At 58.3% G+C, this 24715-nt stretch carries 32 protein-coding genes and 7 pseudogenes; 11 read left to right on the top strand and 28 right to left on the bottom strand.

The window, feature by feature from the left end; translation table 11 throughout:
* Nucleotides 1-66 precede the first annotated feature (66 nt).
* From rdgC to WM94_RS31155, 8 genes and pseudogenes are all read right to left on the bottom strand, one after another.
* On the bottom strand, nucleotides 67-987 hold the full coding sequence (gene rdgC / locus WM94_RS17290; RefSeq protein ID WP_061551784.1) for a recombination-associated protein RdgC: 921 nt from the start codon (nucleotides 985-987) through the stop codon (nucleotides 67-69).
* A gap of 113 nt (nucleotides 988-1100) precedes the next feature.
* Complete coding sequence (locus WM94_RS17285) at nucleotides 1101-1889, bottom strand: hypothetical protein (protein ID WP_004577581.1); 789 nt, start codon at nucleotides 1887-1889, stop codon at nucleotides 1101-1103.
* Between the two features lie 12 nt (nucleotides 1890-1901).
* Nucleotides 1902-2222: an Arc family DNA-binding protein gene (locus WM94_RS17280; protein ID WP_024717873.1), complete on the bottom strand. Its 321-nt coding sequence runs from the start codon at nucleotides 2220-2222 to the stop codon at nucleotides 1902-1904.
* A gap of 50 nt (nucleotides 2223-2272) precedes the next feature.
* On the bottom strand, nucleotides 2273-2677 hold the full coding sequence (locus WM94_RS17275; protein WP_004577583.1) for a TraR/DksA family transcriptional regulator: 405 nt from the start codon (nucleotides 2675-2677) through the stop codon (nucleotides 2273-2275).
* Between the two features lie 250 nt (nucleotides 2678-2927).
* The gene (locus WM94_RS17270) at nucleotides 2928-3434 is read right to left on the bottom strand and encodes a hypothetical protein (protein ID WP_004577584.1); all 507 of its coding nucleotides are present in this window, start codon (nucleotides 3432-3434) and stop codon (nucleotides 2928-2930) included.
* 113 nt (nucleotides 3435-3547) lie between these two features.
* Entirely contained in the window at nucleotides 3548-4048 is a 501-nt protein-coding gene (locus WM94_RS17265; protein ID WP_004577585.1) for a hypothetical protein, read from the bottom strand.
* A 59-nt stretch (nucleotides 4049-4107) separates the two neighbouring features.
* Complete coding sequence (locus tag WM94_RS17260) at nucleotides 4108-4617, bottom strand: hypothetical protein (RefSeq protein ID WP_231995369.1); 510 nt, start codon at nucleotides 4615-4617, stop codon at nucleotides 4108-4110.
* Between the two features lie 15 nt (nucleotides 4618-4632).
* Nucleotides 4633-4851, bottom strand: a pseudogene (locus tag WM94_RS31155) (SprT-like domain-containing protein); the annotation flags it as partial.
* Between the two features lie 459 nt (nucleotides 4852-5310).
* On the opposite strand from WM94_RS31155, the gene WM94_RS17255 reads away from it, so the two are divergent.
* Both WM94_RS17255 and tnpC read left to right on the top strand, forming a co-directional pair.
* Nucleotides 5311-8328, top strand: coding sequence for a Tn3 family transposase (locus WM94_RS17255; protein ID WP_026140367.1), 3018 nt, complete (start codon nucleotides 5311-5313; stop codon nucleotides 8326-8328).
* Nucleotides 8328-8690 carry a Tn3 family transposase post-transcriptional regulator TnpC gene (gene tnpC / locus WM94_RS17250; RefSeq protein ID WP_017849612.1) on the top strand — a complete coding sequence of 121 codons (363 nt, stop codon included), beginning with the start codon at nucleotides 8328-8330 and terminating at the stop codon, nucleotides 8688-8690. Before WM94_RS17255 ends, tnpC begins: the two co-directional genes overlap by 1 nt.
* Nucleotides 8691-8983: 293 nt before the next feature.
* Here the strand turns inward: tnpC and WM94_RS29290 are convergent, their stop codons facing one another.
* From WM94_RS29290 to merT (WM94_RS17215), 8 genes are all read right to left on the bottom strand, one after another.
* Complete coding sequence (locus tag WM94_RS29290) at nucleotides 8984-9196, bottom strand: DUF3330 domain-containing protein (RefSeq protein ID WP_032805095.1); 213 nt, start codon at nucleotides 9194-9196, stop codon at nucleotides 8984-8986.
* Nucleotides 9197-9357: 161 nt separating this feature from the next.
* Nucleotides 9358-9594 carry a broad-spectrum mercury transporter MerE gene (merE, locus tag WM94_RS17245; RefSeq protein ID WP_017849613.1) on the bottom strand — a complete coding sequence of 79 codons (237 nt, stop codon included), beginning with the start codon at nucleotides 9592-9594 and terminating at the stop codon, nucleotides 9358-9360.
* Nucleotides 9587-9949 carry a mercuric resistance transcriptional repressor MerD gene (merD, locus tag WM94_RS17240; protein WP_017849614.1) on the bottom strand — a complete coding sequence of 121 codons (363 nt, stop codon included), beginning with the start codon at nucleotides 9947-9949 and terminating at the stop codon, nucleotides 9587-9589. Before merD (WM94_RS17240) ends, merE begins: the two co-directional genes overlap by 8 nt.
* Nucleotides 9946-10365: a hypothetical protein gene (locus tag WM94_RS17235; RefSeq protein WP_017849615.1), complete on the bottom strand. Its 420-nt coding sequence runs from the start codon at nucleotides 10363-10365 to the stop codon at nucleotides 9946-9948. The genes merD (WM94_RS17240) and WM94_RS17235 overlap by 4 nt, the downstream gene beginning before the upstream one ends.
* A gap of 20 nt (nucleotides 10366-10385) precedes the next feature.
* Nucleotides 10386-12065: a mercury(II) reductase gene (gene merA, locus WM94_RS17230; RefSeq protein ID WP_033869426.1), complete on the bottom strand. Its 1680-nt coding sequence runs from the start codon at nucleotides 12063-12065 to the stop codon at nucleotides 10386-10388.
* A gap of 32 nt (nucleotides 12066-12097) precedes the next feature.
* The gene (merC, locus tag WM94_RS17225; RefSeq protein ID WP_003131881.1) at nucleotides 12098-12532 is read right to left on the bottom strand and encodes an organomercurial transporter MerC; all 435 of its coding nucleotides are present in this window, start codon (nucleotides 12530-12532) and stop codon (nucleotides 12098-12100) included.
* A 12-nt stretch (nucleotides 12533-12544) separates the two neighbouring features.
* The gene (merP, locus tag WM94_RS17220) at nucleotides 12545-12823 is read right to left on the bottom strand and encodes a mercury resistance system periplasmic binding protein MerP (RefSeq protein ID WP_003131880.1); all 279 of its coding nucleotides are present in this window, start codon (nucleotides 12821-12823) and stop codon (nucleotides 12545-12547) included.
* Nucleotides 12824-12836: 13 nt separating this feature from the next.
* A complete protein-coding gene (gene merT / locus WM94_RS17215) occupies nucleotides 12837-13187 on the bottom strand; it encodes a mercuric ion transporter MerT (protein WP_023102385.1) in 351 nt (116 codons plus the stop codon).
* 52 nt (nucleotides 13188-13239) lie between these two features.
* Here merT (WM94_RS17215) and merR (WM94_RS17210) point away from each other — a divergent pair, with 52 nt between their 5' ends.
* The 3 genes and pseudogenes from merR (WM94_RS17210) to WM94_RS17200 all read left to right on the top strand — a co-directional run bounded on the left by merR (WM94_RS17210) (nucleotide 13240) and on the right by WM94_RS17200 (nucleotide 15198).
* Nucleotides 13240-13713, top strand: a complete 474-nt coding sequence (gene merR / locus WM94_RS17210; RefSeq protein WP_023102386.1) for an Hg(II)-responsive transcriptional regulator — start codon at nucleotides 13240-13242, stop codon at nucleotides 13711-13713.
* Between the two features lie 33 nt (nucleotides 13714-13746).
* Nucleotides 13747-14571: pseudogene (locus tag WM94_RS17205) on the top strand (IS256 family transposase); the annotation flags it as partial.
* A gap of 210 nt (nucleotides 14572-14781) precedes the next feature.
* On the top strand, nucleotides 14782-15198 hold the full coding sequence (locus WM94_RS17200; protein ID WP_033869425.1) for a SufE family protein: 417 nt from the start codon (nucleotides 14782-14784) through the stop codon (nucleotides 15196-15198).
* Between the two features lie 3 nt (nucleotides 15199-15201).
* On the opposite strand, the gene yidD is transcribed toward WM94_RS17200, so the two are convergent.
* The 9 genes from yidD to merT (WM94_RS17165) all read right to left on the bottom strand — a co-directional run bounded on the left by yidD (nucleotide 15202) and on the right by merT (WM94_RS17165) (nucleotide 20312).
* Nucleotides 15202-15534, bottom strand: a complete 333-nt coding sequence (yidD, locus tag WM94_RS17195; RefSeq protein ID WP_034389870.1) for a membrane protein insertion efficiency factor YidD — start codon at nucleotides 15532-15534, stop codon at nucleotides 15202-15204.
* The gene (gene hisI, locus WM94_RS17190; protein ID WP_034389874.1) at nucleotides 15531-16004 is read right to left on the bottom strand and encodes a phosphoribosyl-AMP cyclohydrolase; all 474 of its coding nucleotides are present in this window, start codon (nucleotides 16002-16004) and stop codon (nucleotides 15531-15533) included. Before hisI ends, yidD begins: the two co-directional genes overlap by 4 nt.
* The gene (locus tag WM94_RS31150) at nucleotides 16004-16174 is read right to left on the bottom strand and encodes a transcriptional repressor (protein ID WP_196484667.1); all 171 of its coding nucleotides are present in this window, start codon (nucleotides 16172-16174) and stop codon (nucleotides 16004-16006) included. The genes hisI and WM94_RS31150 overlap by 1 nt, the downstream gene beginning before the upstream one ends.
* Nucleotides 16167-16508: a mercuric resistance transcriptional repressor MerD gene (gene merD / locus WM94_RS17185; RefSeq protein WP_033869424.1), complete on the bottom strand. Its 342-nt coding sequence runs from the start codon at nucleotides 16506-16508 to the stop codon at nucleotides 16167-16169. Before merD (WM94_RS17185) ends, WM94_RS31150 begins: the two co-directional genes overlap by 8 nt.
* Nucleotides 16505-17143 (bottom strand): organomercurial lyase MerB, encoded by a 639-nt coding sequence (gene merB, locus WM94_RS29280; protein ID WP_033917449.1) that lies wholly within the window; start codon nucleotides 17141-17143, stop codon nucleotides 16505-16507. Before merB ends, merD (WM94_RS17185) begins: the two co-directional genes overlap by 4 nt.
* Nucleotides 17144-17226: 83 nt before the next feature.
* Nucleotides 17227-17880 (bottom strand): phenylmercury resistance protein MerG, encoded by a 654-nt coding sequence (gene merG / locus WM94_RS17180; RefSeq protein WP_033869423.1) that lies wholly within the window; start codon nucleotides 17878-17880, stop codon nucleotides 17227-17229.
* A gap of 35 nt (nucleotides 17881-17915) precedes the next feature.
* On the bottom strand, nucleotides 17916-19601 hold the full coding sequence (gene merA, locus WM94_RS17175; RefSeq protein WP_034036508.1) for a mercury(II) reductase: 1686 nt from the start codon (nucleotides 19599-19601) through the stop codon (nucleotides 17916-17918).
* A gap of 71 nt (nucleotides 19602-19672) precedes the next feature.
* The gene (gene merP / locus WM94_RS17170) at nucleotides 19673-19948 is read right to left on the bottom strand and encodes a mercury resistance system periplasmic binding protein MerP (RefSeq protein WP_003131872.1); all 276 of its coding nucleotides are present in this window, start codon (nucleotides 19946-19948) and stop codon (nucleotides 19673-19675) included.
* A 13-nt stretch (nucleotides 19949-19961) separates the two neighbouring features.
* Nucleotides 19962-20312: a mercuric ion transporter MerT gene (gene merT, locus WM94_RS17165; protein WP_033869416.1), complete on the bottom strand. Its 351-nt coding sequence runs from the start codon at nucleotides 20310-20312 to the stop codon at nucleotides 19962-19964.
* A gap of 71 nt (nucleotides 20313-20383) precedes the next feature.
* Between merT (WM94_RS17165) and merR (WM94_RS17160) the strand changes: the two genes are divergently transcribed.
* Nucleotides 20384-20824, top strand: coding sequence for an Hg(II)-responsive transcriptional regulator (gene merR, locus WM94_RS17160; RefSeq protein WP_003131870.1), 441 nt, complete (start codon nucleotides 20384-20386; stop codon nucleotides 20822-20824).
* Nucleotides 20825-20986: 162 nt separating this feature from the next.
* On the opposite strand, the gene WM94_RS31030 is transcribed toward merR (WM94_RS17160), so the two are convergent.
* Nucleotides 20987-21202, bottom strand: coding sequence for a co-regulatory protein PtrA N-terminal domain-containing protein (locus WM94_RS31030; RefSeq protein WP_017849619.1), 216 nt, complete (start codon nucleotides 21200-21202; stop codon nucleotides 20987-20989).
* Between the two features lie 195 nt (nucleotides 21203-21397).
* Nucleotides 21398-21514: pseudogene (locus WM94_RS30815) on the bottom strand (type II toxin-antitoxin system RelE/ParE family toxin); the annotation flags it as partial.
* A 262-nt stretch (nucleotides 21515-21776) separates the two neighbouring features.
* Here WM94_RS30815 and WM94_RS29265 point away from each other — a divergent pair.
* From WM94_RS29265 to WM94_RS17135, 5 genes and pseudogenes are all read left to right on the top strand, one after another.
* Nucleotides 21777-22034: pseudogene (locus tag WM94_RS29265) on the top strand (MerR family DNA-binding protein); the annotation flags it as partial.
* Nucleotides 22035-22077: 43 nt separating this feature from the next.
* Nucleotides 22078-22323: pseudogene (locus tag WM94_RS17145) on the top strand (transposase); the annotation flags it as partial.
* 13 nt (nucleotides 22324-22336) lie between these two features.
* Nucleotides 22337-22791 (top strand): annotated as a pseudogene (locus tag WM94_RS30810) (DDE-type integrase/transposase/recombinase); the annotation flags it as partial.
* 314 nt (nucleotides 22792-23105) lie between these two features.
* Entirely contained in the window at nucleotides 23106-23438 is a 333-nt protein-coding gene (locus WM94_RS17140) for a DUF2790 domain-containing protein (protein WP_033979951.1), read from the top strand.
* A gap of 159 nt (nucleotides 23439-23597) precedes the next feature.
* Nucleotides 23598-24358: pseudogene (locus tag WM94_RS17135) on the top strand (OprD family outer membrane porin); the annotation flags it as partial.
* Between the two features lie 36 nt (nucleotides 24359-24394).
* Here WM94_RS17135 and WM94_RS17130 read toward each other — a convergent pair.
* Nucleotides 24395-24664, bottom strand: coding sequence for a hypothetical protein (locus tag WM94_RS17130; protein WP_033979952.1), 270 nt, complete (start codon nucleotides 24662-24664; stop codon nucleotides 24395-24397).
* Between the last annotated feature and the right edge of the window lie 51 nt (nucleotides 24665-24715).

Here is a 24715-nt window from a genome sequence, read left to right as displayed (position 1 = left end):
GACCGATATTTTTCTCGGGCAACAAAAAGCCCCCGTCAACGCGGAGGCTTGGGTACCCTGCATGGCTCAGATCGACGCTGGCACATCCTCGCCACCCAGCACCTGGTAAAGCGCCGGGAGAAACTCGGCCAAGGTCATCATCATCAGCGCGAACGTCGCATCTGCCTGCGCTAAGGCGTCATCGCCCCCATCCTGCTCAGCCTGGGTCTGGAGCAGGTCCTCGAATTTGAGGCGCCGGATAACCAGCTTGTCGTCCAACATGAACGACAATTTGTCCTGCCAGGCCAGCGCCAGCTTGGTCACAAGCTTGCCGGTTGCAAGATGATTCTTGATCTCGCCACTGGTGAGATCCTGTCGCTTGCAGCGCACCGACCCACCCTCGTCACTGGTGTCCTGCAGTTCACATTCGTCCAGGACGTGGAAGCCCTCGCCCGCTTGCTCGTTCTTGAGCCAGTCAGTGAGGGTTGCAGTCGGAGCAATCTTGACCGTCACTGGCCGCACCGGCAGCGAACCGAGCACTTCACGAAGCGTGGAGAGCAGATCCTCGGCTCGTTTGGCACTCGCGTTATTGACGATAATCAGCCCGAGCTTTGGCGCGATGGCTGCCGTGATCACGCCGCGGCGGATAAACGCCTTCGGCAACATGGCCTGGATTGTCTTGTCCTTGATCTGGTCGCGCTCTTTCTTATACACCTTGCGCTGCTGCTCTTTCTCGATCTCCTCGACCTTTTCCTTCACAGCATCATTCACCACGCTTGCTGGCAGGATGCGCTCTTCCTTCCGAGCACTGATCAGGAAGAAATTACCGCTCTGGTGAACGAGCGGAGCCTCCTCTCCCTTGCCCAGAGGCGCGACAAAGCCGAAGGTGACCAGCTCTTGCGAACCGCACGCACGGGCGGGCTTCGACGCCAGGGCGGACTGCAGCGCCTCCGCCGCAAATTCAATATCTTGAGTCAGACGATAAACAGTCAGGTTCTTAAACCACATGGTCATGCCTTGTTAGGTGATTTGGGTGATGACAGTGCCCTCATGAGCACTGTCTTGGATGCTTGAGGTTGAAGCTTCTACGTGCTTCGGGATACTGCTAGGTGCTATGCCGATCAGCTGGCTGCCGTGTAGCGAAGGCAAGCGATCTCTTCGCGGGGGTTTGGCCGATCGAGCTCTGCCCACCATCCTCCCCACTCCTCACAGCTGACTGGCCGCGATGTGCCGGGCGCCACCTCTACGCAGAACTTGCCTACGTCCGACGACCAGGTGACCGCCAGCAGGGAGGCCTCAATTCCGTCCTTACCGCTCCAGTTCCAGTAACGGCCTGCACTTTCGGGGGCCACTTGAGACCAAATCCGGCGTGCACGGCCTTCAGAATCCTGCGGCCGGTCTTCATGCACGATCTCCACCGGGCACGTAGGCGACCCACTGCAGGGCGTGAGTAGCCCTTCAGTACCCACCTGTTGGAGCCAGGGCATTGGCGAGTTCATGTACGCGATGTAGTTGGCGAAGAGATTGGCCGTGTCACGCACCCCCACGGCCGTCGCGTACTTCAAGAGCTGAGCAGCCTGTGATGGTTGTGGCGCTGTGAGCAGCTTTCGCAGAAACACCGCTTCAGCGGCGGAGAACTGGTGACTGCCGACATGGCCGATGGCTCCCGACGGAACACTGAGCCCCGTTACATGCGCCTCGATCATTGCTTGGTCGAGCGCCATATCGAGAGACTCACCGCCCAGAAGAGCGTCGATGCCGATACGCACCATTGGGGCATTGGCTTTCCCAGTCCGCAGGGCTGGACCACGCAAGTAGAAATACCGCTGGGCGGCCTTCAAGAGCACAGCTGCAATGTCAGCAGTGCCGGCGCTGGTAGCGCCGGGGCCTACATCAAGCAAATTCCCCATGGTGTCCGTCTCTCACTGGGCGCTTGCGATCGACAGTCTTGGTGCCTGCTGCAGAGCAGGCTTCGAGGTTTCGTTGGCCTGAGCTGCCTTGAGTTCCGCCAGCTCTTGCTCCAGCTCCTCACAGCGCCGGGTAACCTGAGCCAGTGCACGAACCGTCAGATCACCCTGCTCATCCCGCTCAATGCTCAAAGCCAGGCGGTCGATGATTTCAGAGTTCATGCTGCGGTGATTTTCTTTCGAAATTTCTGCGATCTTCTCTCGCATGCCATCCGGCAGGCGGACAACAAACTTGTCAGCTGTGCGGGAGTTAGTGCGAGGCTGGGACTTAGGCATGGGGATAACCTCAGGAATGACCGGCTGTCGGTGCTTCAGGTGAAATGTGATTATGCGGCGCGAAGGTGCCGGGACTTGTTCTCGCGGCTCTCCTTGGCTTCCACCGTGAGAAGAGACCGGGGATTAGAGAGCAGGCGTCGCAAGCCGATTGGCTCACCGGTATCAATGCAATAGCCGTAACTGCCGTCGGCAATTGCCGACATCGCCAGTTTGATGTCGCGCAGACTTTGGTTCTCGCGCTCGATGCTGCCCAGAATTGATTGACGCTCTTGCTCGATCAGCGCTGCGTCAACTTCGTCTGGGGCTTTTTCCAAACCCGTCAGGTCGACTCGCAGCTGATCGATGCGCCCCATTGCGGTAGCACTTTCACCCACCAACAGGCTTTTGAAGAACGCTACCTGGTCAGGGTTCATGTACTGGTCTTCGGGCTGTTGCAACAGTTCCTCAGGGGTCATCAGTTGGGCCTCGTGATTAGTTGGGGCAATGTGCCTCGCGCCAGCGTCTCGGGTATCGATACGACAGGTTGATGGCACCATGCTGTCATTTTCACACGCATCGATATTACGTCCAGTATCTGAAACGCACAACACATAAATTACACATACGTGTTATGCATGCGACAGAAAAATATTCATCTCGACCGCCCTGGCTTTCCGCTGGGCAAGAAAAAACCCCAGCGCTGAGCGGTGGGGTTTGGGTGAATCGTTATGCAGCTGCCGGCTGAAGGCTCCGTTTATCTACGTAGATCTGTTGTACGAGATGAACCCGGTCTGGATTCTGCTGCGCGAATTGAGCAAGGGCGGCGCCCGGGCTACCACCACCACAACGGAACGTCTGAAGCGAATCTTCGTTTGGCACCGAGTAGACCAGCAAAAATGCGGTGTCCTCGTGATAGCGATTGGCTGCGTAGTCTGCAGCCTTGCCTGTCAGGCCAGCCATCTCAACGACCCACAGCATGGTCTGAGCTCGAACCTCAAGCTCGACCATCGCCTCTTCGCCAGCTCGTGGGAACTGTACTTGCGAGAAGTCGCGGTCAAGGTAGGCTTTCTTCGCTTTCTCATACCCACTGAGCATGAGATGAGCGAAATCGCCGAACTGGAACGCCAGCTTGGCGCGCAGAAGGTCCAGCGGCTGATAGAAATCAGGAGCCGTCCAATCAGCAGGCACACGGCCTTCAGTGGAGACTGCTACAGCGTGGGTTGGATTGGTCATGATCGCGGCACCTCATGTGCGTTAGGTTTGTGGGTGGTTATGGCGCACACGGGTATGTACGACCTCGCGGCCCTCTCACCCAATGGGATGCCCGGCGCCGGCGGGCAAACAACTCAGGCCGCTTGTGTGTCCAGGATATGAAGATCTGCAGGGACACTTACGACATCCCCAAGCCATCGCCGCACTGCATTCCGCAGGGTATCTTCAGGGCACCCAGGCTCAGCGCTCATCATGAATCCAAAAGCCTTGAAGCTCGCCTCGCGCACGGCCCACTCCAAGCTTGGTCCGCTCAGCGCCTCGACAAACACCGTCTGGTAGGTATGGTCAGTTCGGCAACGTCCCAGCAAGCCCGGAGCGGTTGCTCGTGCGAGGAGCACTGAAGCGCCAGTTGCGAGCTCGGCTCCATTCACTTCCGCTACCACCCGATCGCTGTGACTCACCGCGACGACATCCTTCAGGCTGAGCTGGGGTCGAGAGAGCTCTGACTTGGCCATGTCGAGCGCATGCTGCGCGGTGGCCGCAGCGAACAGTTCGCCGGTGACCACTCGGAATGCTTTCAAGCGGAAAGTCTCCGCGACTGCGGGGCGTTGATTGGTTTGCTCGACTTGTTGCATGTTGGGGCTCTACGCAAATTCACTGGGTGGTAATTGGAGGGTCTCGAAGGCGGATGACGTCAGCCAACACCCGCTCGCACCATTCGCACTTTCACCCCTCGTTGCTCGAAAGCCCTGGCTACGCGTACTTGACGCTCATCTTTGCCATCGCTGAAGACAATGGCGTGGGTCACTCCACCTGGCAGGGTGTCTGGGCTCAAATGCCTGAGCACCGAGCTCGACGGGACCTTCAGCTTCTTGCTCAATAGCTCACGATGCCGCTCACCCGTGATCAAGCAGTCAAGGACGACCTGCTTCACCTGGTGGTCAATGATGAGTTTGACTATTCGGTCCGCTTGATCGCTGTCGATCGTCGGACCTGAGGTGCTGATGAAGAGTTTCGAGATGATCGGCGCAGGCACTTTCTCTGCCTGCTGTACGAACTCCAGGAGCTCACCACACGTTTTGCAGCGGAGTATGGCTATCTTACGCGCCACCCGATTGTGCGTTTTGGTACTGAGCATGTGGTCATTGCCCTTACACCCGCACCTGTAGACAAAACCCTTTTTGACTGACTTCGACGTGTCCATGCTGTGACACCTGTCGGGGTCAAGCTTGAACACGTCTCGCATTACGCCCTGCCACTCTGCGCCATGGGGCGAGGGCTTGGTTCCCCAAACATTGCGCGTGATGTAATGCGCAACCTCGTGAGCGCAAATTTGATCCAGGTATTCATGTAGATTTTCTTTCGCCAGCAGTCGGTTGAACCGAAATTCCTGGTCCTTTAGCTTTCCAGTGTGCCTGTCGATCCTGTATCGGTACATGCCCCCCCGTTTTACCCGTGAGATCAAATCTCACAGGTATTTCAGGAAACACACGACCGAAGTGTGAAGACGCAAGCCCAAGGCACTCGGTGACTCGACTCCTAACAGCCTTCAACTCGTCGACAGGGCGCATCAGATTTCAGCCACTCGCAGCACCTGAAAGCTCAGCTGGGTGTCGTTAGCAGAGAAAGGTGTAGGCATGGCCGGGATCCTGGGTAGAGACAGAAAATATTACACGTACGCGTTATGTATCGTAAACCAACAAACCAGAATGATAGCCCGCTCCGCCATCTCCATGCATTAGCGAAAGGGGTTATGCCGAGATAAGGCAAAAATTAGGACATTCGTTCTGCAAGATATTGAACTAAAAGGAAATTTATTGAGTTCTTGATTGCTGGTCATCCCCCGCCTGACTAGCCGTCTATGCTGATGTTTTGCCTTACTTGGGGGATGAACTCAATGGCTTCGGTGGAAAGGACAGCCTACCCGCTCTTGCCCAGTCAGTTGCCAGCTAAGGAGCTGCATCGATGCTATTCCCTGTCTGATTCAGAGATCGAATGGGTCAATAACACCGCTAAGAGTCCAGCGCTATCGATTGGGCTGGCAATCCAACTAAAGGTGTTTCAGCAGCTACACTATTTTGTTCCGTTCGAGGAGCTTCCTCAGGAGCTCATCAGTCATGTCCGACAATGCCTTCGCTACGGCGCACGAATAGCTCCGCGCTACAGCAACCCCCGCACCCTTTACCGACACCAAGCGGCGGTTCGGCAGTACCTGCAGGTTACACCCTTCTATAGCAGCGACGGGCTAGCGATCACTGAGGAAATCGCACGTGACTGCGCTGTAGTGCTTGAGCAGCGAGTCGATCTCATTAATGCCATGCTTGATGAGCTGATTCAGCGTGGCTATGAGCTTCCGGCTTATTCGACGCTCAACAACATCGCAGAAACCGCTTTGGCGAGTGCTCAGGAAGTTACCTTCAACCTGATCGTGCTCCGAGCGCCAATCGAGGTGATCTACAAGCTAAAGGAGCTGCTCGACACGGATTTCGGGCGTCGGCAGAGTGACTTCAACGCACTCAAGCAGGCACCCAAGAAGCCTTCCCGCAAGCACCTGGAGGTGTTGATCGACCACCTGGCGTGGTTAGAGAGCTTCGGAGATCTGGATGCCATTCTTGAGGGGGTCGTCGATGCTAAGATCCGCCACTTCGCCACCCAAGCCGCCGCGTCGGACGTCGCCGAGCTGAAGGACTGCTCGCTGCCGAAACGCTACACACTGATGCTGGCCTTGATCTATCGGATGCGGGTGCGAACTCGGGATCACCTGGCCGAGATGTTCATCCGACGGATTTCGACGATCCACAAACGCGCCAAGGAGGAGTTGGAGCAAATCCAGGCGCGGCAACGCCAGAAGCTGGAGCAACTGGCGGCCACCCTGGATGGCGTGGTGCAGATTCTTGTTCAGGAACCGGATGACCAGGAGGCTGGCAGTCTGATCCGGGAATTCCTCTCTCCCGATGGCAACCTGGATCGGTTGCGCGAGACTTGCGCCGAAGTCCAGGCTACGGGCGGTAACAACTACCTGCCGCTGATCTGGAAGCACTTCAAGTCCCATCGCTCGCTGTTGTTCCGTCTGAGCCACCTTCTTCAACTGGAACCCACGACTCAGGATCGCTCACTTATCCAGGCGCTTCAGCTCATCCAGGACAGCGAAAATCTACACCGCGAGTGGATCGACGAGCATGTCGACTTGTCGTTTGCGTCGGAGCGCTGGGTTAAGGTCGTGCGTCGTCCTGCCAGTGAAGGGCCACCTACCAACCGGCGCTATCTGGAAGTCTGCGTGTTCTCTTACCTGGCCAGTGAGCTGCGCTCGGGTGATATGTGCGTGCTGGGGTCGGAATCTTTCGCCGACTACCGTAAGCAGTTGCTGCCCTGGGAAGAATGTTTCCATCGTCTACCGGCCTACTGCGAAAAGGTGGGGCTGCCTGGCACGGCGAAGGAGTTTGTCGCCTCCCTCAAGATTCAGCTGGAGGAAACCGCGCAGCATCTGGATGAAAAATTCCCTTCTTGCCGAGGTGACGTATCGATCAATGAAGCCGGCGAACCGGTGCTACGCCGAGTGATAGCGCGGGACATCCCGCCTTCGGCCATCTCGCTACAGACGGCGCTTATGCAGCGCATGCCGGCCAGGCACGTGCTCGACATCATGGCCAACATTGAGCATTGGATTCAGTTCACTCGGCATTTCGGGCCGATGTCCGGCAACGAGCCAAAGCTCAAAGAACCGGCCGAGCGCTACCTGATGACGATCTTCGCCATGGGCTGCAACCTTGGCCCCAACCAGGCCGCACGGCATCTGGCCGGTAATGTCACGCCGCACATGCTGTCCTATACGAATCGCCGCCATCTCTCGCTTGAGAAGTTAGACAAGGCTAACCGCGAGCTGGTGGAACTCTATCTGCAACTTGACCTGCCCAAGCTCTGGGGCGATGGCAAGGCGGTGGCCGCGGACGGTACGCAGTTCGACTTCTATGACGACAATCTGCTGGCCGGCTACCACTTCCGCTATCGCAAGATGGGGGCCGTGGCGTACCGACACGTGGCCAATAACTACATCGCGGTGTTCCAGCACTTCATCCCGCCTGGTATCTGGGAGGCAATCTATGTGATTGAGGGGTTGCTCAAGGTCGACCTCAGCGTCGAACCCGATACGGTGTACTCTGACACCCAGGGCCAGTCGGCCACGGTGTTCGCCTTCACTCATCTGCTGGGCATCAATCTGATGCCGCGTATCCGCAACTGGCGCGACCTGGTGATGTGCCGGCCAGATCGCGGCGTTTCGTATAAACACATCAACCGTCTGTTCACCGACACCGCCGACTGGCACCTGATCGAAACCCACTGGCAGGATCTGATGCAGGTCGCGTTGTCAATCCAGGCCGGCAAGATTTCCTCACCTATGCTGCTGCGCAAACTTGGCTCCTACAGTCGGCGCAACAAGCTCTATCATGCCGCGCAAGCGCTGGGCAGCGTGATCCGGACGATCTTCCTACTCAACTGGATCGGCAGCCGCGAGTTGCGCCAGGAAGTCACCGCCAACACCAATAAGATCGAGTCCTACAACGGCTTCTCTAAGTGGCTGTCCTTTGGCGGTGACGTGATCGCCGAAAACGATCCGGACGAGCAACAGAAACGCCTGCGCTACAACGACATGGTGGCCTCGTCGGTGATCCTGCAGAACACCGTGGACATGATGCGCATCCTGCAGAAGCTCGCCCGTGATGGCTGGCAGTTCACTGACGACGACGTATCGTTTCTCAGCCCCTACCTAACCAGCAATGTCAAACGTTTTGGGGAGTTCAACCTGAAACTCAAACGCCCACCGGAACCCTGGATCAAGGATTCCATTTTCCAGCAGGCTGCGGGATCAATGCGTGCGAAACAGATGTCTGACAGCAACGTTGAGGTGACGAACTGATGCATATCCCGCCAGCTTCGTTCCGCGTGACACCTTATGGGGACGTCGATACCAAGGTACTCGACTCTCTGCGTGCAAGCTACGACACCGCTCAGTTGCTCAACTTGGTCGACCGGCTGGATGCCTGCCTTGCTGAAATCGGAGGGGTCGGCAGCATTCGAGAAGACTTCCTACGCCTGCATGGCATGGCCATGACGGTACTGGAAGGTTTCCCCCTCACTGTGGCTACCAGTGATGTCGACAGTATTTGGGCGCAGGCGATGGCCCTTCAAGAGGATATTTCTGCTTTATGTTCATGCTTGCAGGCGGGTTCTAAACACGTTGCTCCTTTGGCAGCGCTTGCTCCTGACTATCAGGACTAGACTATTCGTGCAAATGGGCTGCCGGCAGACTGAATACAATGGAGGTGCAGAGTAAAACTGATGCTGCAGGACTGACGAGTAACTCTATAGCATCGCTGTACTGTGGGGTGAATTTGACTCTGGGTAGCCGGTTTTGACGCCCTGTAGGCACGCTGCCATCCTCCCGGGCATCGGCCTAGATAAAACTACTGACGAAGCCTTCGGGCTTACATTAGCCACGAGCGGACTTGCATTAAATCTCAATGGACTCACGCTTTCTAAAAAAAACCAGAGCCACTTTCCAGAGGCAAAGATTAGTCGTCGTGACGGGTACTGACCTCTGGTGTGCAGGGGTGATCAGGCTCGGATGCCGCTCTCTTATCCGCGCGCGATATGAAGCGCTGATAGCATTCAAGGCCACAGAAGTGCACGACGTACTCGGTACCTTCCGGCGTCAGTGCGGCGTCAAGGGAAATTTCCTTGCAACATTCGCAGCAACTGATAGTGGGGGTGTCGTTTGCGTTCATGATGGGGTTTCTCCATCGTCCAAGAAAACCTAGTAACTCTTCCACACCTGCGATCGAACCTGCGCGCAGATCGACCTGCGGCTGGCAGTGCAGCAACAATTCCCAACGCTCCCAAGCCTGCCGCAACTCGGCAGCGGAGACCGCGCCGTGCTCCGAGCGGGTCACGCCCGCTTCCGAAAGGCCCGTAGAGCCGCTCTCAGGAAGAGGACGAAGAGAACCGTCAGCACGAGCGTCGCGAGGCTCCAATGCTCGCTGACGAAGGCCCCGGCCGCAGTCCCCGAGAGCAGTAATGCCAGCACCGGCAGATGGCAGGGGCAAGTGAGCGCGGCGAGCACACCCCACGTGTAGGCGTGCCAGCGGGGCATCTTGATTGATTCGGATTGGTTGGTATTACGCATGGGTGTGACCTTCGATGGCACGATGAGTCAGCCCGGCCAACTCCGTTTTCACTGCGTCTAAAGCTGCCAGCCGGGTCGCGATTTGCCCAAGCAAGCGGTCGATACACCCGATCACATCGGTACTATCGTCTGCATCGAGCGCTCGACAGAGCCGCGCCAATTCGTCGAGCCCGATACCGGACTCAAAGGCGGCACGTACGAAGCACAGCCGCGCCAGGGACCGCTCATCGAAAATGCCGTAACCGCTTTCCGTGCGCCGCGCGGGGTGCAGCAAGCCGCGCAGCATATAATCTCGGACTATATGGACACTGACGCCCGCGTCCTCGGCCAATCTGGATATGGAGTAGGCATTCATCGCCGACACTCCCGACCTTCACCGCAAACTGGGGCGCTCAGATATTTCCTTCCGGCTAGGCGCTCAGGTAGCCAGATGAGCAACGGTGCAGCTCCCAGAGCCAGTAGCAGCCACAACCTGGAGAGATGCTCGCCGTTTTGGTCAAACACATAAGCCAATAGCGCACCAACTGCGAGCAACAGGAAGTGAGGCCCCGTTATGTAGCAGTGAAGGCGGCGACAACGCGTGGCGTTGACCAGGCAGGCGCCGCCCATCACGGCCAGCGCGGCGCCTGCTGCCAGGAACAACGCGGGGCGTCGATTAGACAGAACAATCGCTATCGTCGCCACGACGGCAGGCAGGCCCCAGAAGCTGACCAACTGCCATGTCTTGCGTAGGCTGTCGCACCTACCGAGATCGTCTGCCGTGTTGCTCATGTTTCAACCTCCCTCTCTCATTACCCTGCGCAGCAGGACAATTGTTTGACGTCTTTGTTAAAGGTCTGTGCGGCGAGTTTCAGTCCCTCGACCATCGTCAGGTAGGGGAACAACTGGTCAGCCAATTCCTGCACGGTCATACGGTTGCGGATGGCGAGTACCGCCGTCTGGATCAGTTCTCCTGCTTCCGGGGCCACAGCCTGCACTCCCAGCAGTCGGCCGGAGCCCACTTCGGCAACCAACTTGATGAAACCCCGCGTGTCGAAGTTGGCCAACGCGCGCGGCACGTTGTCCAGGGTCAAGGTGCGGCTGTCGGTTTCGATCCCGGCGTGCTGCGCTTCGGCTTCGCTGTAGCCGACGGTGGCCACTTGCGGATCGGTGAACACCACGGCCGGCATGACGTCGAGATTGAGCTTGGCCTCGCCGCCGGTCATGTTGATTGCCGCGCGGGTGCCAGCCGCTGCCGCGACGTAGACGAACTGCGGTTGGTCGGTGCAGTCGCCGGCCGCATAGATATCCGCTGCGCTGGTGCGCATGCGCTCGTCGATCTGGATGCCGCCGCGCTCGTCCAGCTGCACGTCGGCCGCTTCCAGGTTCAGGCCCTGGGTATTGGGCGTGCGGCCGGTGGCGACGAGCAGTTGGTCGGCACGTAACTCACCATGGTTGGTGGCCAGTACGAACTCGCCGTTGGCGTGGGACACCTGGCTGGCTTGCGTTTGCTCCAGCACTTCGATGCCCTCCATACGGAAGGCCTCCGTCACCGCCGCGCCGATGGCCGGGTCTTCGTGGAAGAACATCGCACTGCGTGCCAGGATCGTGACCTCGCTACCCAGCCGGGCGAAGGCCTGCGCCAGTTCCACTGCCACTACGGAGGCGCCGATCACGGCGAGCCGCTTAGGGATTGTATCGCTCGCCAGTGCCTGGTCTGAGGTCCAGTACGGCGTGTCTTTCAGTCCTGGAATCGGTGGAACGGCCGCGCTTGCGCCGGTGGCGACCAGGCAGCGGTCGAAGGCTACGATGTGCTCGCCACCCTCGGCCAGTTTCACGCTGAGCGTGTGGCCGTCCTGGAAACGGGCGGTGCCGCGCAGCACGCTGATCGCCGGCGTGCTCTCCAGGATGCTTTCGTACTTGGCGTGGCGCAGTTCGGCGACACGGTCTTGTTGCTGCGCGAGCAGACGTTCGCGTAGGACGGTCGGCGTCATGGCGGAAAGCCCGGCGTCGAACGGGCTCTCGCGGCGCAGATGGGCCACATGCGCGGCACGAATCATGATCTTGGAGGGCACGCAGCCCACGTTGACGCAGGTGCCGCCGATGATGCCGCGCTCGATCAGGGTGACGCGGGCACCGCCTTCCACCGCCTTGAGCGCGGCCGCCATGGCGGCGCCACCACTGCCGATGACCGCGACGTGGAGCTTGTCGCCCTCTTTCCCGGCGTCAGTGCTGCTCAACCAACCCCGTGCCTTATCGAGCAGGCCAGGACGGGCTTGTACCATGGCGTCTTCGAACGCCGCTCGATACCCCAGGGCCTCGACAGCGGCCTGCATCTGCTCACGGCTTGCGCCCTCGTCGACCTTCAGTTCGGCCTTCCCGCTGGCGTAGGAAACATCCGCCCGATGCACGCCCGGAATCTTCTCCAAGGCCTCTTTCACATGCACGACACAGGAGGCGCAGGTCATACCAATGATTTTCAGTTCGGTCATTTCGTTACTCATTAGATCGTCTCTTGTCAGGTTCACTGGTTTGGCGGCGTCGGACAGGCATCCGGCCCACAACGGCGATGAGCGGGCGACACGAGATCCCATATCGACACCCCAAACATGAGGGCCAGGCCGATATAGAGCAGCCAACCGCTCCGCCAGCCATAAGCCCGCATAAAAAATACCGCTGCCAGTACCAGGGTAGGACCGATCAGGCCGAGCGCAGTCCGTCGCCACTGCCGATGATTGAGCCAGCCGAGGGCATTGACGAGCAGAGCCAGTCCAGCAAACAGAGGCAGCAGCGTGGTGATGAACAGGCCTTCCCACTGGCTCAAAAAGCCCAGACCGAACGCGGCCCCCAGACTAGCAAGGGCGGGAAAGCACATGGCGCAGCCTATGGCAGAAATCAGCACGCCGACGGAGCCGGCTTTGTCACCGATCCGCGTGAACAGATTGAGAGGATTTGCCATCGGAAGTCCCTCCTATTGCTTGACGCTGGACGGATAGCCAGCGTCCTCGGTCGCCTTAGTCAGCGCCAGGGCATTGGTCTTGGTATCGTCGAAGGTGACGATGGCCTCGCGGTTCTCGAAACTCACCTCAGCCTTGGTCACGCCATCGACCTTGGTCAACGCCGTCTTCACCGTAATCGGGCAGGCGGCGCAGGTCATGCCCGGCACCGCCAGGGTGACGGTCTGCGTGGCCGCCCAGACGGGTGTGGCGACCAGGCTGGCGAGGGCTAAGGATGCGAGCAGTTTTCTCATGGTGAACTCCTGATCAGTAGAACAAGGGAAGGATGTAGGGGAAGCCGAGCGCGACCAGCACCAAGGCCGCCACCAGCCAGTACAGCAGCTTGTAGGAGGTACGTACCTGAGGGATGGCGCAGACCTCGCCCGGTGCGCAGGCTTGAGCGGGGCGGAAAATGCGCCGGTAGGCGAAGAACAGCGCCACCAGTGCCGCGCCGATGAAGAGCGGGCGGTACGGTTCCAGCACGGTCAGGTTACCGATCCAGGCCCCGCTGAATCCCAGGGCGATCAGAACCAGCGGCCCCAGGCAGCAAGCCGAGGCGAGGATGGCGGCTAGCCCGCCAGTGAAGAGCGCCCCGCGCCCGTTTTGAGGTTCAGACATACGCTTGCCCTTTCAAATTTGGTTTGGATAGCTTAAGCTTACTTCCGTAGTTATGTACGGAGTCAAGCGATATGGAAAAAATTTGGAGAATCTGACCATTGGCGTTTTTGCCAAGGCGGCCGGGGTCAATGTGGAGACCATCCGGTTCTACCAGCGCAAGGGCCTGCTGCCGGAGCCAGACAAGCCCTATGGCAGCATTCGCCGCTATGGCGAGGCGGATGTAACACGAGTGCGGTTCGTGAAATCGACCCAGCGGCTGGGCTTTAGCCTGGACGAAATCGCCGAGCTACTGCGGCTGGAGGATGGCACCCATTGCGAGGAAGCCAGCGGCCTGGCCGAGCACAAGCTCAAGGATGTGCGCGAGAAGATGGCCGACTTGGCACGCATGGAGGCCGTGCTGTCTGAACTGGTGTGCGCCTGCCATGCGCGGAAAGGGAACGTTTCCTGCCCGCTGATTGCGTCACTGCAAGACGGAACGAAGCTCGCTGCATCGGCGCGGGGGAGTCACGGGGTGACTACGCCTTAGCGTGCTTTATTTTCCGAATTCTGAGACGACCCCAATACTGTGTCGCGGCTCAAGAAGCAGTGGGAGGCTGAGCACGCCGAGTGGCAGAAGCGGGGCTTATCAGAGCAGCGCTACGTCTACTGGTGGGCAGACGGCGTGTACAGCAACGTGCGCATGGATGACCGTCTGTGTCTGCTGGTGATCATCGGCGTCACTGAGCAGGGCCGCAAGGAGTTGGTCGTCGTCGAGGATGGGCAGCGTGAGTCAGAGGCCAGCTGGAAAGAGCTGCTCACGGGGCTACGCGAGCGCGGGCTGACGACGGCCCCCAAGCTAGCGGTTGGCGACGGCGCCATGGGCTTCTGGGCGGCGTTGAGCAAGGTCTATCCAGAGACCGAGCACCAGCGCTGCTGGGTCCATAAGACTGCCAACGTATTGAATAAACTGCCGAAATCCGTGCAGCCCAAGGTCAAGGCCGACCTCCATGAGATCTGGATGGCCGAGACCCGCGATGAGGCGCACAAGGCTTTCGATCGCACGGTGAAACGCTTCGAGGCCAAGTACCCCAGAGCCATGGAGTGCCTGGCCAAGGATCGGGAGGAGCTGCTGGCGTTCTATGACTACCCGGCAGAACACTGGGTGCATATCCGCACCACCAACCCGATCGAGTCGACCTTCGCCACGGTCCGCCTGCGGAGCAAGCGCAGCCGGAACTGCGGCTCCAGAGCGACGACCCTGGCGATGGTCTTCAAGCTGCTTCAGAGCGCCCAGAAGCGCTGGAAGCGGATCAAGGGGTTCAACAAGCTGGAGCTGGTCGTGAACAACGTCCAGTTCAAGGACGGCGAACCCTTGACCGATCAGTCAGACAGGACTGCCGCCTGACCGGCCATACACAGAATTTGACAATAACTCGCGTTACTTAGCGGAAAGCGCTCGCCATGCCAAGCTAGATACCACCAGCCGTTATTTGCACACCGAAGCCGATGAGTGGCATCAAGAGCAGCAGCGCCACCGCTTGAAAACGCCCCCAAAAGCAGGGGCTGAAACGTTATAATAGCCGCGACTGTGATTCATCAACGCAAAGGATACGCCATGGCAACTTCAGGCGCAGAGCTAGCCCAACAGGAGCTGGTCGAAGAGTTTGAGATGTTTGATAACTGGATGGACCGTTATCAGTACATTATTGATATGGGAAAGCAGCTGCCTGACTTTCCGGAGGAGCGTCGTACGGAAGAATATAAAATCCAAGGCTGCCAATCCAACGTGTGGACGTGCCATGAACAGGCAGGCGACAAACTGGTGTTCAAGGCTACATCGGATGCTGCCATCGTATCAGGGTTAATTGCCGTATTGCTGCGTATCTATAGTGAGCGCACAGCCGAAGAGATCAATCAGACCGAGCCGCATTTCTTGAAAGATCTCGGGCTTGATAAGCACCTTTCACCCACGCGCAGTAACGGCCTGCACGCCATGTTAGAGCGTATCTATCAGGTGGCTAAGCAAGGATAAACGTTAGTGGCGGCAGAAGGTTGAGCGGCAACGCTCAGTAGGGCGGTCGTCATTTTCACGGCAGAGCGCTTCGCTGCGCCCACCGGGCACCGGATCCATGCCGCCTGGGCTGCCTGGGTGGCATTTCACGATGCGTTTGACAGCCATCCAGCCGCCTTTGAAAGGGCCGTGCACCTGGATGGCCTCGATGGTATAGGAAGAGCAGCTTGGCCAGAAGCGGCAGCGAGGGCCAAGCAGTGGGCTGATGGTGTATTGGTAAACGCGAATACAGCCCACCATCACTGCTGTTAGCAGCTTAAGAAAAACCTGTTTAATGGCGAACAGCCAATTTTTCACGGCGCTTTTTTACCGTATAGCGTGGCCGGATCAATCAGCGGCTCGCTGGTAATCTTGGCGCTGTCTGCACCGAGCGACACATAAAAGCAGCTGCGACGGCCGGAATGGCACGCGGGACCAGTTTGCTCCACCTGAACCAGCAGCGTATCACCATCGCAATCTAGCGCTGCGCTTTTAAGGCGCTGTTGCTGTCCTGATGTCTCACCTTTGCGCCATAGCTTTTGGCGCGAGCGTGAGAAGTAGCAAACTCGCTGCGTTGTTAACGTCTCTTCCAGGGCTTCTCGGTTCATCCACGCCATCATCAGTACTTCGCCCGTATCATGTTGCTGGGCAATGGCGGGAATCAGGCCGTCTTCATTAAAGCGAATGGCATCTAGTAGCGTTGCAAGCTTGGGCAGGGAAGCTGTTGTGGTCGCTGACTCTAACGCCTTAAAAAGCTGTTGAGGGGCGAGTTCATCAAATTGGGACATTAGGCATTACTCACGGATCGGCATGCTTGACATAAGCCCTGAAGCTCAATCGTTTGGCGCTCAACGTTGAAGCCTTGGCGCTGGGCCAGGGCGGCAAGCTGATCGCTAATTTCATCAAGGTGCAGCTCTTCGACGTAGCCGCACTGGCGACAGATAGTGAGGTTATGCACTGGACGCCAACTCGCCTAAAGAGGTCTCGATCACCATCAGCTCTTTTCGGCGCACATCGATCTTCCGACGCAGTTGCTCGACACATCCGTGTACGCACTTGCTATCGCCTGCATCCAACGCCCTGCAAAGTCGCGTTAACTCGTCGAGCCTGGGTCCCGACTCGAAGGCCACGCGCAGGAAACGCAACCGTTCCAGTGTTTTGGCATCGAAAACGTTGTAGCCACCTTCGGTTCGCCAGGCGGGATGCAACAACCCGCGCATCAAGTAGTCGCGCACAACATGCACGCTTACGCCTGCATCTTCAGCAAGCTTCGAAATCGAGTAGGCATTCATGCCGTGTTTCGCTCGCTGTCTTCTAACAGCTTATGCGCGATCAGATGTCCGAGACCGAATGCATTCTCGACAGGCACGAGCTCTATCCCCGGGTGCGTCGAAGCCCATGCATTTGCAACAGAAGGCGATGCAAAAAAATGCACATGACAGCAAAAGGAACAGCGAATGTCGGGTGAAGCATCCGGCGTTAGCAGAGACACCATTGTTTCCGCCGGTTCAACCTGAAGCACTGCTTCTGGCGCAACTGTGAGCGTAATCGGCCTGCCGGTGGCAGCACAGCGCGACGTGACACGGGCTGTTTTGCCAATCAAAGCGGGAAACATCAAGGTGTCGAGCGCACACCAGGTGTATAAACGGCGGCCATCCACTTCAAAAACGTGAGGGGTTTCGCGTAGCGTCAGGCCCAGTCCAATGATATTGCCCTGCTCGTCATATTCGGTACCGGGCGCCGGCTCAAGTACAGTTGCAACCCTCTGCCCAGACCATCCGAGTGCGGTGCCGAGCGCTTCGCGTGACACAGGCCTTCCCATCACAAGCTGACGAAGCAGGGTGACGAAGAGGGTTGCGAACTCTTCTGGATGATTGCCAGATGAGAGGCTCTCGGCAATCTTTTTGGAATATATAGTCTTGTCCAATTTCCACCTCCAACATCCAAGCAGCGGTTACGCGGCATAAACCCACCCTTGGCGATTACATGCCGCGCTTTTCAAAGATCACGTCAGCGTGCGCTTTGCCGGCGTTTCCATTCCTGGACCAGCAATTGCGCTTGCTGCACCTGTTCGGGCTTCATTTGAGCCGCATAGTCGGCAATGACTTTTGCTGCCGTTGGTTCTCCTGACGCTGCTGCCAGACTCATCCACTTGTAGGCCTGAACCTGGTCGCGCGCGACCTCACCGAGCCCCTTCGCAAACAGTTGAGCCAGCCTGACTTGAGCCTGCGTGTGTCCCTGCTCGGCAGAGAGGCGGTACCACTTGAACGCCTGTGCATCGTCGGCAGGAGCCGCACGCCCTTTCTTATACATACCGTCGACTTCGCTTGCGTAGAGGCGCCCCAGGTTGAACTGCGCATCAGCTTCACCCTGCTCGGCCGCCCTGCGAAACCACTGGATCGATGCAGCATGGTCTTGTTTTACGCCCATACCGCATTTGTAGGCAAGACCCATGATGTTCTGCGCCATGGCATCGCCCGCCCTCGCTTTCTTTTCCCAGCCGTCGACGGTCTCCGGCGCCAATGTTTCGATCGCTGCTCCCAGCTTAGAAAAGTCGTAGGCCGCCAGCGCATTGTTTGACAAGCCAAACGCTGCAGTACCCGCCAACAGAATGGTTAAGCATGCACGGGTGCAACGTGCTGTTAGTCTAATATCGCAAAACATAAAAACTCCTCTGTCGCTCTTTTCGTGTCCTTGGTTTAGCCCGCACAGCACGATAGCTGTGTCACATCCTTCGAGAAAGTCTGTGCCACCAGTTTGAGACCTTCCACCATGGTGAGGTAGGTGAAAAGTTGGTTGGCAAGATCCTGGACGGTCATGCGAGCCCGGATGGCAATCGCGGCAGTCTGGATGATCTCGCCTGCTTCCGGTGTTACAGCCTGAACCCCAAGAATGCGTCCAGATCCAGCCTCAGCGACAAGCTTGATAAAGCCGCGCGTGTCGAAGTTGGCGAGTGCACGCGGCACATTGTCGAGCGTGAGAGTACGACTGTCGGTTTGCAGGCCGATGCGCTGGGCTTCTGCTTCACTGTAGCCAACCGTGGCAACTTGCGGATCAGTGAACACGACTGCCGGCATAGCGTCGAGATCGAGCGTTGCGTCGCCGCCGGTCATGTTAATGGCCGCACGAGTGCCGGCCGCTGCCGCCACATAGACGAACTGCGGCTGGTCGGTGCAGTCGCCGGCCGCGTAGATGTTCGGGCTACTGGTGCGCATGCCCTTGTCGATGACGATGGCCCCCTGCGCATTGACGGCTACCCCCGCCGCTTCCAATGCCAGGCTGCGCGTGTTCGGTGTCCGGCCGGTGGCGACCAGCAGCTTGTCGGCGCGCACTTCGCCCTGTCCAGTGGTCAGCACGAATTCGCCGTCCACATGGGCGACTTGGCTGGCTTGCGTATGTTCCAGTACCTTGATTCCTTCGGCACGGAAGGCGGCTGTGACGGCCTCGCCGATGGCAGGGTCTTCGCGGAAGAACAGCGTGCTGCGCGCAAGGATCGTGACCTGGCTACCCAGCCGGGCGAAGGCTTGCGCCAGTTCCAGCGCCACCACCGACGAGCCGATGACGGCCAGGCGTTCGGGAATGGTGTCGCTGACCAAGGCCTCGGTCGAAGTCCAGTAGGGTGACTCTTTCAGGCCCGGAATCGGCGGCATGGCCGGACTGGCACCCGTGGCGACCAGGCAGCGGTCGAACATCACGACGCGCTCACCACCCTCGTTCAAACTAACGATAAGGCTCTGGTCGTCCTTGAAACGCGCTTCACCGTGCAGAACGGTGATGGCTGAATTGCCGTCCAGGATGCCTTCGTACTTGGCATGACGGAGTTCTTCGACACGGGCCTGCTGCTGGGCCAGCAGCCGCTCGCGCAAGATCGTCGGCGGTGTGGGTGGCATGCCGCCGTCGAATGGGCTTTCCCGGCGCAGATGGGCGATGTGGGCGGCGCGGATCATGATCTTGGACGGCACACAACCGACGTTGACGCAGGTGCCGCCGATGGTGCCGCGCTCAATCAGCGTGACCTGCGCGCCTTGCTCGACGGCCTTCAGTGCTGCCGCCATCGCGGCTCCACCGCTGCCGATCACGGCGACTTGCAACGGGCGCTCGCCGCCGCTGCCCTTGTCGGCGGCACCCATCCAGCCGCGCACCTTGTCGAACAGCCCAGTGCGGTTGTCGGTCGGCGGGGCATCGGCGAGCATCGCTTTGTAGCCCAGGCCAGCCACGGCGGCGGTCAGTGCGTCCGGCGCTGTGCCTGGATCAAGGGCGAGCTGGGCCGCGCCCTTGGCATAGGACACTATGGCAGATTGGACGCCGGGTACTTTTTCCAGCGCTTCCTTGACGTGCGCCGCGCACGAGTCGCAGGTCATGCCGGTGATTTTTAGATGGGTCATGCGACAGATCCTTTTTCGTTTGTGGTAGCAGACAAGGGCGTCAGATGTGCTGCGCTGCCGTTTTCAGTGCCTCACTTCTTGACGCTGGACGGATAGCCTGCGTCTTCGGTGGCCTTGGTCAGCTTCTGCACGCTGGTCTTGGCATCATCGAAGGTGACAACCGCTTCGCGTGTCTCGAAGGTCACGTTAACTTTGCTGACGCCTTCGACCTTGGAAATCGCCTTCTTGACGGTGATCGGGCAGGTGGAGCAGGTCATGCCCGGTACGGACAGCGTGACGGTCTGGGTGGCGGCGAACACGGGGGCAACGAAAGCGGCGAGAGCGAGGGAGGCAAACAGTTTTTTCATGATGAACTCCTGGTTAGTAGAAAAATGGCATGACGTAGGGAAAACCAAGCGCGACCAAGACCAACACGGCGACGAACCAGAAAATGAGCTTGTAGGTGGTGCGCACTTGCGGAATCGCGCACACCTCGCCCGGCTTGCAGGCTGCGGTCGGTCGGACGATGCGCCGCCAGGCAAAGAACAGTGCAACCAGCGCCGCGCCGATGAAGATCGGGCGATAAGGTTCCAACACCGTCAAGTTGCCGATCCAAGCGCCGCTGAACCCCAGGGCGATCAGAACCAGCGGCCCCAGGCAGCAAGCCGAGGCGAGAATCGCCGCAAGCCCCCCGGCGACAAGAGGGGCGCGCCCGTTTGATGGTTCAGACATGCATTTCTCCTTTCGAGCATTTGATCGATGGTTTAAGGTTAGTCCCGTAGTCATGTACGGAATCAAGCGGTATGAAAAACAATTTGGAAAGCCTGACCATTGGCGCTTTCGCCAAGGCGGCCGGGGTCAACGTGGAAACCATCCGGTTCTATCAACGCAAGGCGCTGTTACCCGAACCGGACAAGCCCTACGGCAGCATTCGCCGTTACGGTGAGGCGGATGTCGCCCGGGTGAAATTCGTTAAATCCGCGCAACGGCTGGGCTTTAGCCTCGATGAAGTGGCCGGGCTGTTGAGGCTGGATGACGGTGCTCACTGCGATGAAGCGCGTGTGCTCGCCGAGCAGAAGCTTGGGGATGTGCGTGGCAAGCTCGCGGATCTGCGACGGATCGAGTCAGTTTTGGAGCAACTGGTTCACGACTGTTGTGCGAGCCACGGGACTGTTTCCTGTCCGCTGATCGTTTCGCTGCATGGGGACAACTCGGGCGTTAACCGAGGATTTCCCGTTGCGTAAGGCGCCCCTGTTGGTCGGCTTGCGCTTAGAAAAAAGCGGCGCTCAATGAGCGCCGCTGAATGGCCAAAGGAGCACTTGCAAAGGGCACAGTTTGGTATTGCTATTTGCCCTCGCGCCTCAGCAGAGTGGGCTCACGTTGCATCTGGTCGAGTAGCACAGGCTCTACTTTGCAGGCGGACAGGCGGGCTGCGCTTCGCTACGGCCTGCCGCCGTGGGGCCCAGTTGCTTAATCTCCTTGACGGTTTCCGCCACCAGGGTCGCTTCAGCCCTCTCGCGTGCAGCAATTCGCTCAATCGCTCGGTCGCTCCCGCCCTCGGCCCATACGGTGGATGACAGCAGAGTCGCACCCACTACCAGCAGCAGTCTTAGGTGTTTCATAACGGCGATCTCCTCTCGGGTTTTCGATCCACGATTCAACTCTACCTCCGTAGTTAAGTACGGAATCAAGGAGAGAGGAGATGAAGGTCCTGGATTATGGCGCTGAGAGGAAATGGCAGGGCTCCGCCATGAAGACGGCGATTGCTTCAGGGCCGTCTAGGGCTGCTGCTGGGTCGTAGTCGTAAATTTTTTCGCTCATTCTGACCTCCACTCGCTGGCGAGTTTTTTAGCCGCTTCAATATCACGGCTTTGGCTGCTTTTGTCGCCGCCGCACAACAGCAAAACGAATTCATCACCTCGCTGCTGGAAATAGGGGTTGGGGGAGCAACGGAACAGAAAGTGCACTTAAGCTCAGTCGCTGCCCCGCAAACCCTTGCAACGTCTGGATAGTTTCGAAAAACGACCGTTTTATGAAACCGTTTCCGCTATCGCGAGGAAAGGTCACCAACACCCGAAAATCAGTGCAATAAACCTTTCTCACGAATCAAAGTTCGTTAATTCGCAGTCGCTGACGAGTAAAACGAACTCTAATTCGGCTTACGTTGGTTTTCAGTTCCATTGCTCCCCAACCCCCGATGTCGCCCGGGTGAAATTCGTAAAGTCCGCGCAACGGCTGGGCTTTAGCCTCGAAGAAGTGGCCGGGCTGTTGAGGCTCGATGACGGCGCTCACTGTGATGAAGCGCGCGTGCTCGCCGAGCAGAAGCTTGGGGATGTGCGTGGCAAGCTCGCGGATCTGCGACGGATCGAGTCTGTTTTGGTGCAACTGGTTCACGACTGTTGTGCGAGCCACGGGACCGTTTCCTGTCCGCTAATCGTTTCGCTGCATGGGTAAAACGCTCTGCGTTGGCCAGTGGTTGTGAAGGGAACCAGCGGACAAGGTCTACGGCTGCCGCGGCTGTGAAGCCGCACCGGTCACCGCCGACAAACCGGCTCAACTGATCGAAAAGAGCATGGCCAGTCCTAGCGTCCTGGCGATGCTGTTGATCACCAAATACGTCGATGGTCTGCCGCTGCACCGCTTCAAAAAAATCCTCGGTCGTCACGGCGTCGATATCCCCCGCCAAACCCTGGCGCGCTGGGTGATCCAGTGCGGCGAGCACCTGCAACCGCTGCTGAATCTGTCTACGAAAACAGCCCGGCGTGCCGCGTCGGCACGAAGGCCGTATTGCGGTGCAAACCAGCGATACGCGTTGGTGCTCGGACGGCTTTGAGTTCCGCTGCGAGGACGGAGCCAAATTGAGCGTAACCTTCGCCCTGGACTGCTGTGATCGCGAGGCCATCGGCTAGGTCGCGAGCCCGACCGGGTACAGCGGCGATGATATCCGCGACTTGATGCTGGAAAGCGTGGAGAGGCGCTTCGGTGATCAACTGCCCGCCACGCCGGTGCAATGGCTAAGCGATAACGGCTCGGCGTACACCGCCGACCAGACGTGCCTGTTTGCTCGACAGATCGGCTTGCAGCCGGTGACCCCCCAGTTCGCAGCCCGCAGAGCAACGGCATGGCCGAGAGCTTCGTGAAGACGATCAAGCGTGATTACGTGGCGCACATACCTAAGCCGGATCGAGAAACGGCACTACGTAACTTGGCCAATCCCTGTGATCCTGCGTGGTCGTCTTACTTTGCCCAACGTCGAGCTGCGATAGACGTGGATTGATTGCCCGGTACTAGACCATGGTGCTGACGAAAGACTTGAGCCGGATGAGGCGCGACTCTCATGCCCGGTTCTTTGGGGGCGGTGGCGCAGTAATGCGCTGCTGTTACCCGACGAAAGTGTACTTAAGCCCTACCATCTTATCTCGGCGCCATAAACCAGGACCTTCATCTCCTCCCTCCTTGATTCCGTACTTAACTACGGAGGTAGAGTTGAATCGTGGATCGAAAACCCGAGAGGAGATCGCCGTTATGAAACACCTAAGACTGCTGCTGATAGTGAGTGCGACTCTGCTGTCATCCACCGTATGGGCCGATGGCAGTTCCGATCGCCTGTACGGTAAGATGATCCAGGCCAACGAGCAATCCATGCGCGAATACGCTAGCGCCCAAGGCAAGAACCCGCCAGAAGTCACTCACTACCGCTATGGCATGAAGCTCGACATCGCCAAGGTCATTCACGTCACGTCGACCAATGGCAACTGCGATGTGATGCCTGCGCAAATGACCTACGAGGATTCGAGCGGAAACCTGCATATTCTGGAGTACCGCGTATCAGGAACGGACTGCAGGAGCCAGCACTGAGCATTGTTGACGTGTTGCTGACGGAAAAGTAATTTTCACGTCACCCTGACGTTATTTTGCATGTGGAAGTATGTAAGAAGCGCACCCGGCTATGCCCGGCGCGCTTCGGCATATACACAACCGCACAATGAAAAATCTGCCAAAACATCAAGAGCGTTTATGAACAACAAGGCCCTGTTGGGACTTTCTCAGATCGTCTTGAGCATCAGCGCTGCGCAGGCTGCAATGGCCGCCGAGGAAAAAGGCGAGGGATTCATCGAAGGCAGCAGCCTGAGCATCCTCAATCGAAATTTCTACTTCAACCGTGATTTTCGCAAAGGCCAGTCCAGCAGTACAGGAAATGGCTACTCGGAAGAATGGGCCCACGGAGTCATAGGCCGATTCGAGTCGGGCTCGGCCAGGCCGAGGACAATTACTCCAAGCTCGGCGGCGCCGTAAAGACCCGTTTCCTGGACACTGAAATCAAAGTAGGCGATGTCTTCCCTGTCACGCCTGTCGTGCAGTACGGCGATTCGCGACTGCTTCCGGAAAGCTTCCGCGGCGTCACCGCATACAACACCAGTGTCGAGGGCTTGGTGCTACAGGGCGGACGCCTGCACGCGATGAGCCAACCCAGCTCCAGCAGCATGCGGGATGATTTTGCAACCTTCTACGCAGGCGAAGTCGGCTCTCCGTGGATAGTCGGCGGTGATTACACACCCAACGACAACCTTGGCTTCAGCCTTTACACCAGTTGTCTCAAGGATGCCTGAAACCAATACTATACCGGCACTACCTGGAGCTACCCGCTTGCAGATGATGTCGCCTTGGTCGGTGGTTTGAATTACTACAAGGCCGTCGATGAGGGGAAGCAGCTCCTCGGCAGTTTTGAGAACGATATCTGGAGCGGCAAGGTCGGCCTCCGTGTCGGGGCGCACACCGGCGAGGGACGGAGACGGCCGACGTGAACCAGATCGCTATTGTGCCTTGCTATCGCCCTTCGGGGACTCCATTCCAATGTGTTGGTTCATGTTCTCCATCATTGTATTGCAGTTTTTCATCATCTTGGACATTTCCTGCATGTCCATCATCGGCATATGGTTGCCGTCCATCATGTGCATGTCCTCACCCTTATTTGTCTCGGCACTGCTTTGGGCGGGGGCTTTGGCCTGTTCGGCAAATCCCGTGGCAACAGTTCCAAGGGCTATGAAGGTAGCAAGGACGGTGTAGGTAATGGCGTTACGCATGGCGACTCTCCTCATCTACGACCTTGGTTTCCAGCCAGGCTGTGTATTGAA

This window comes from Pseudomonas sp. ABFPK (assembly GCF_001586765.1).
GTDB classification, from domain to species: Bacteria; Pseudomonadota; Gammaproteobacteria; order Pseudomonadales; family Pseudomonadaceae; genus Aquipseudomonas; species Aquipseudomonas asiatica.
The sequence above is the reverse complement of the archived record's forward strand: the minus strand, read 5'-3'. Positions and strand labels throughout refer to the sequence as shown.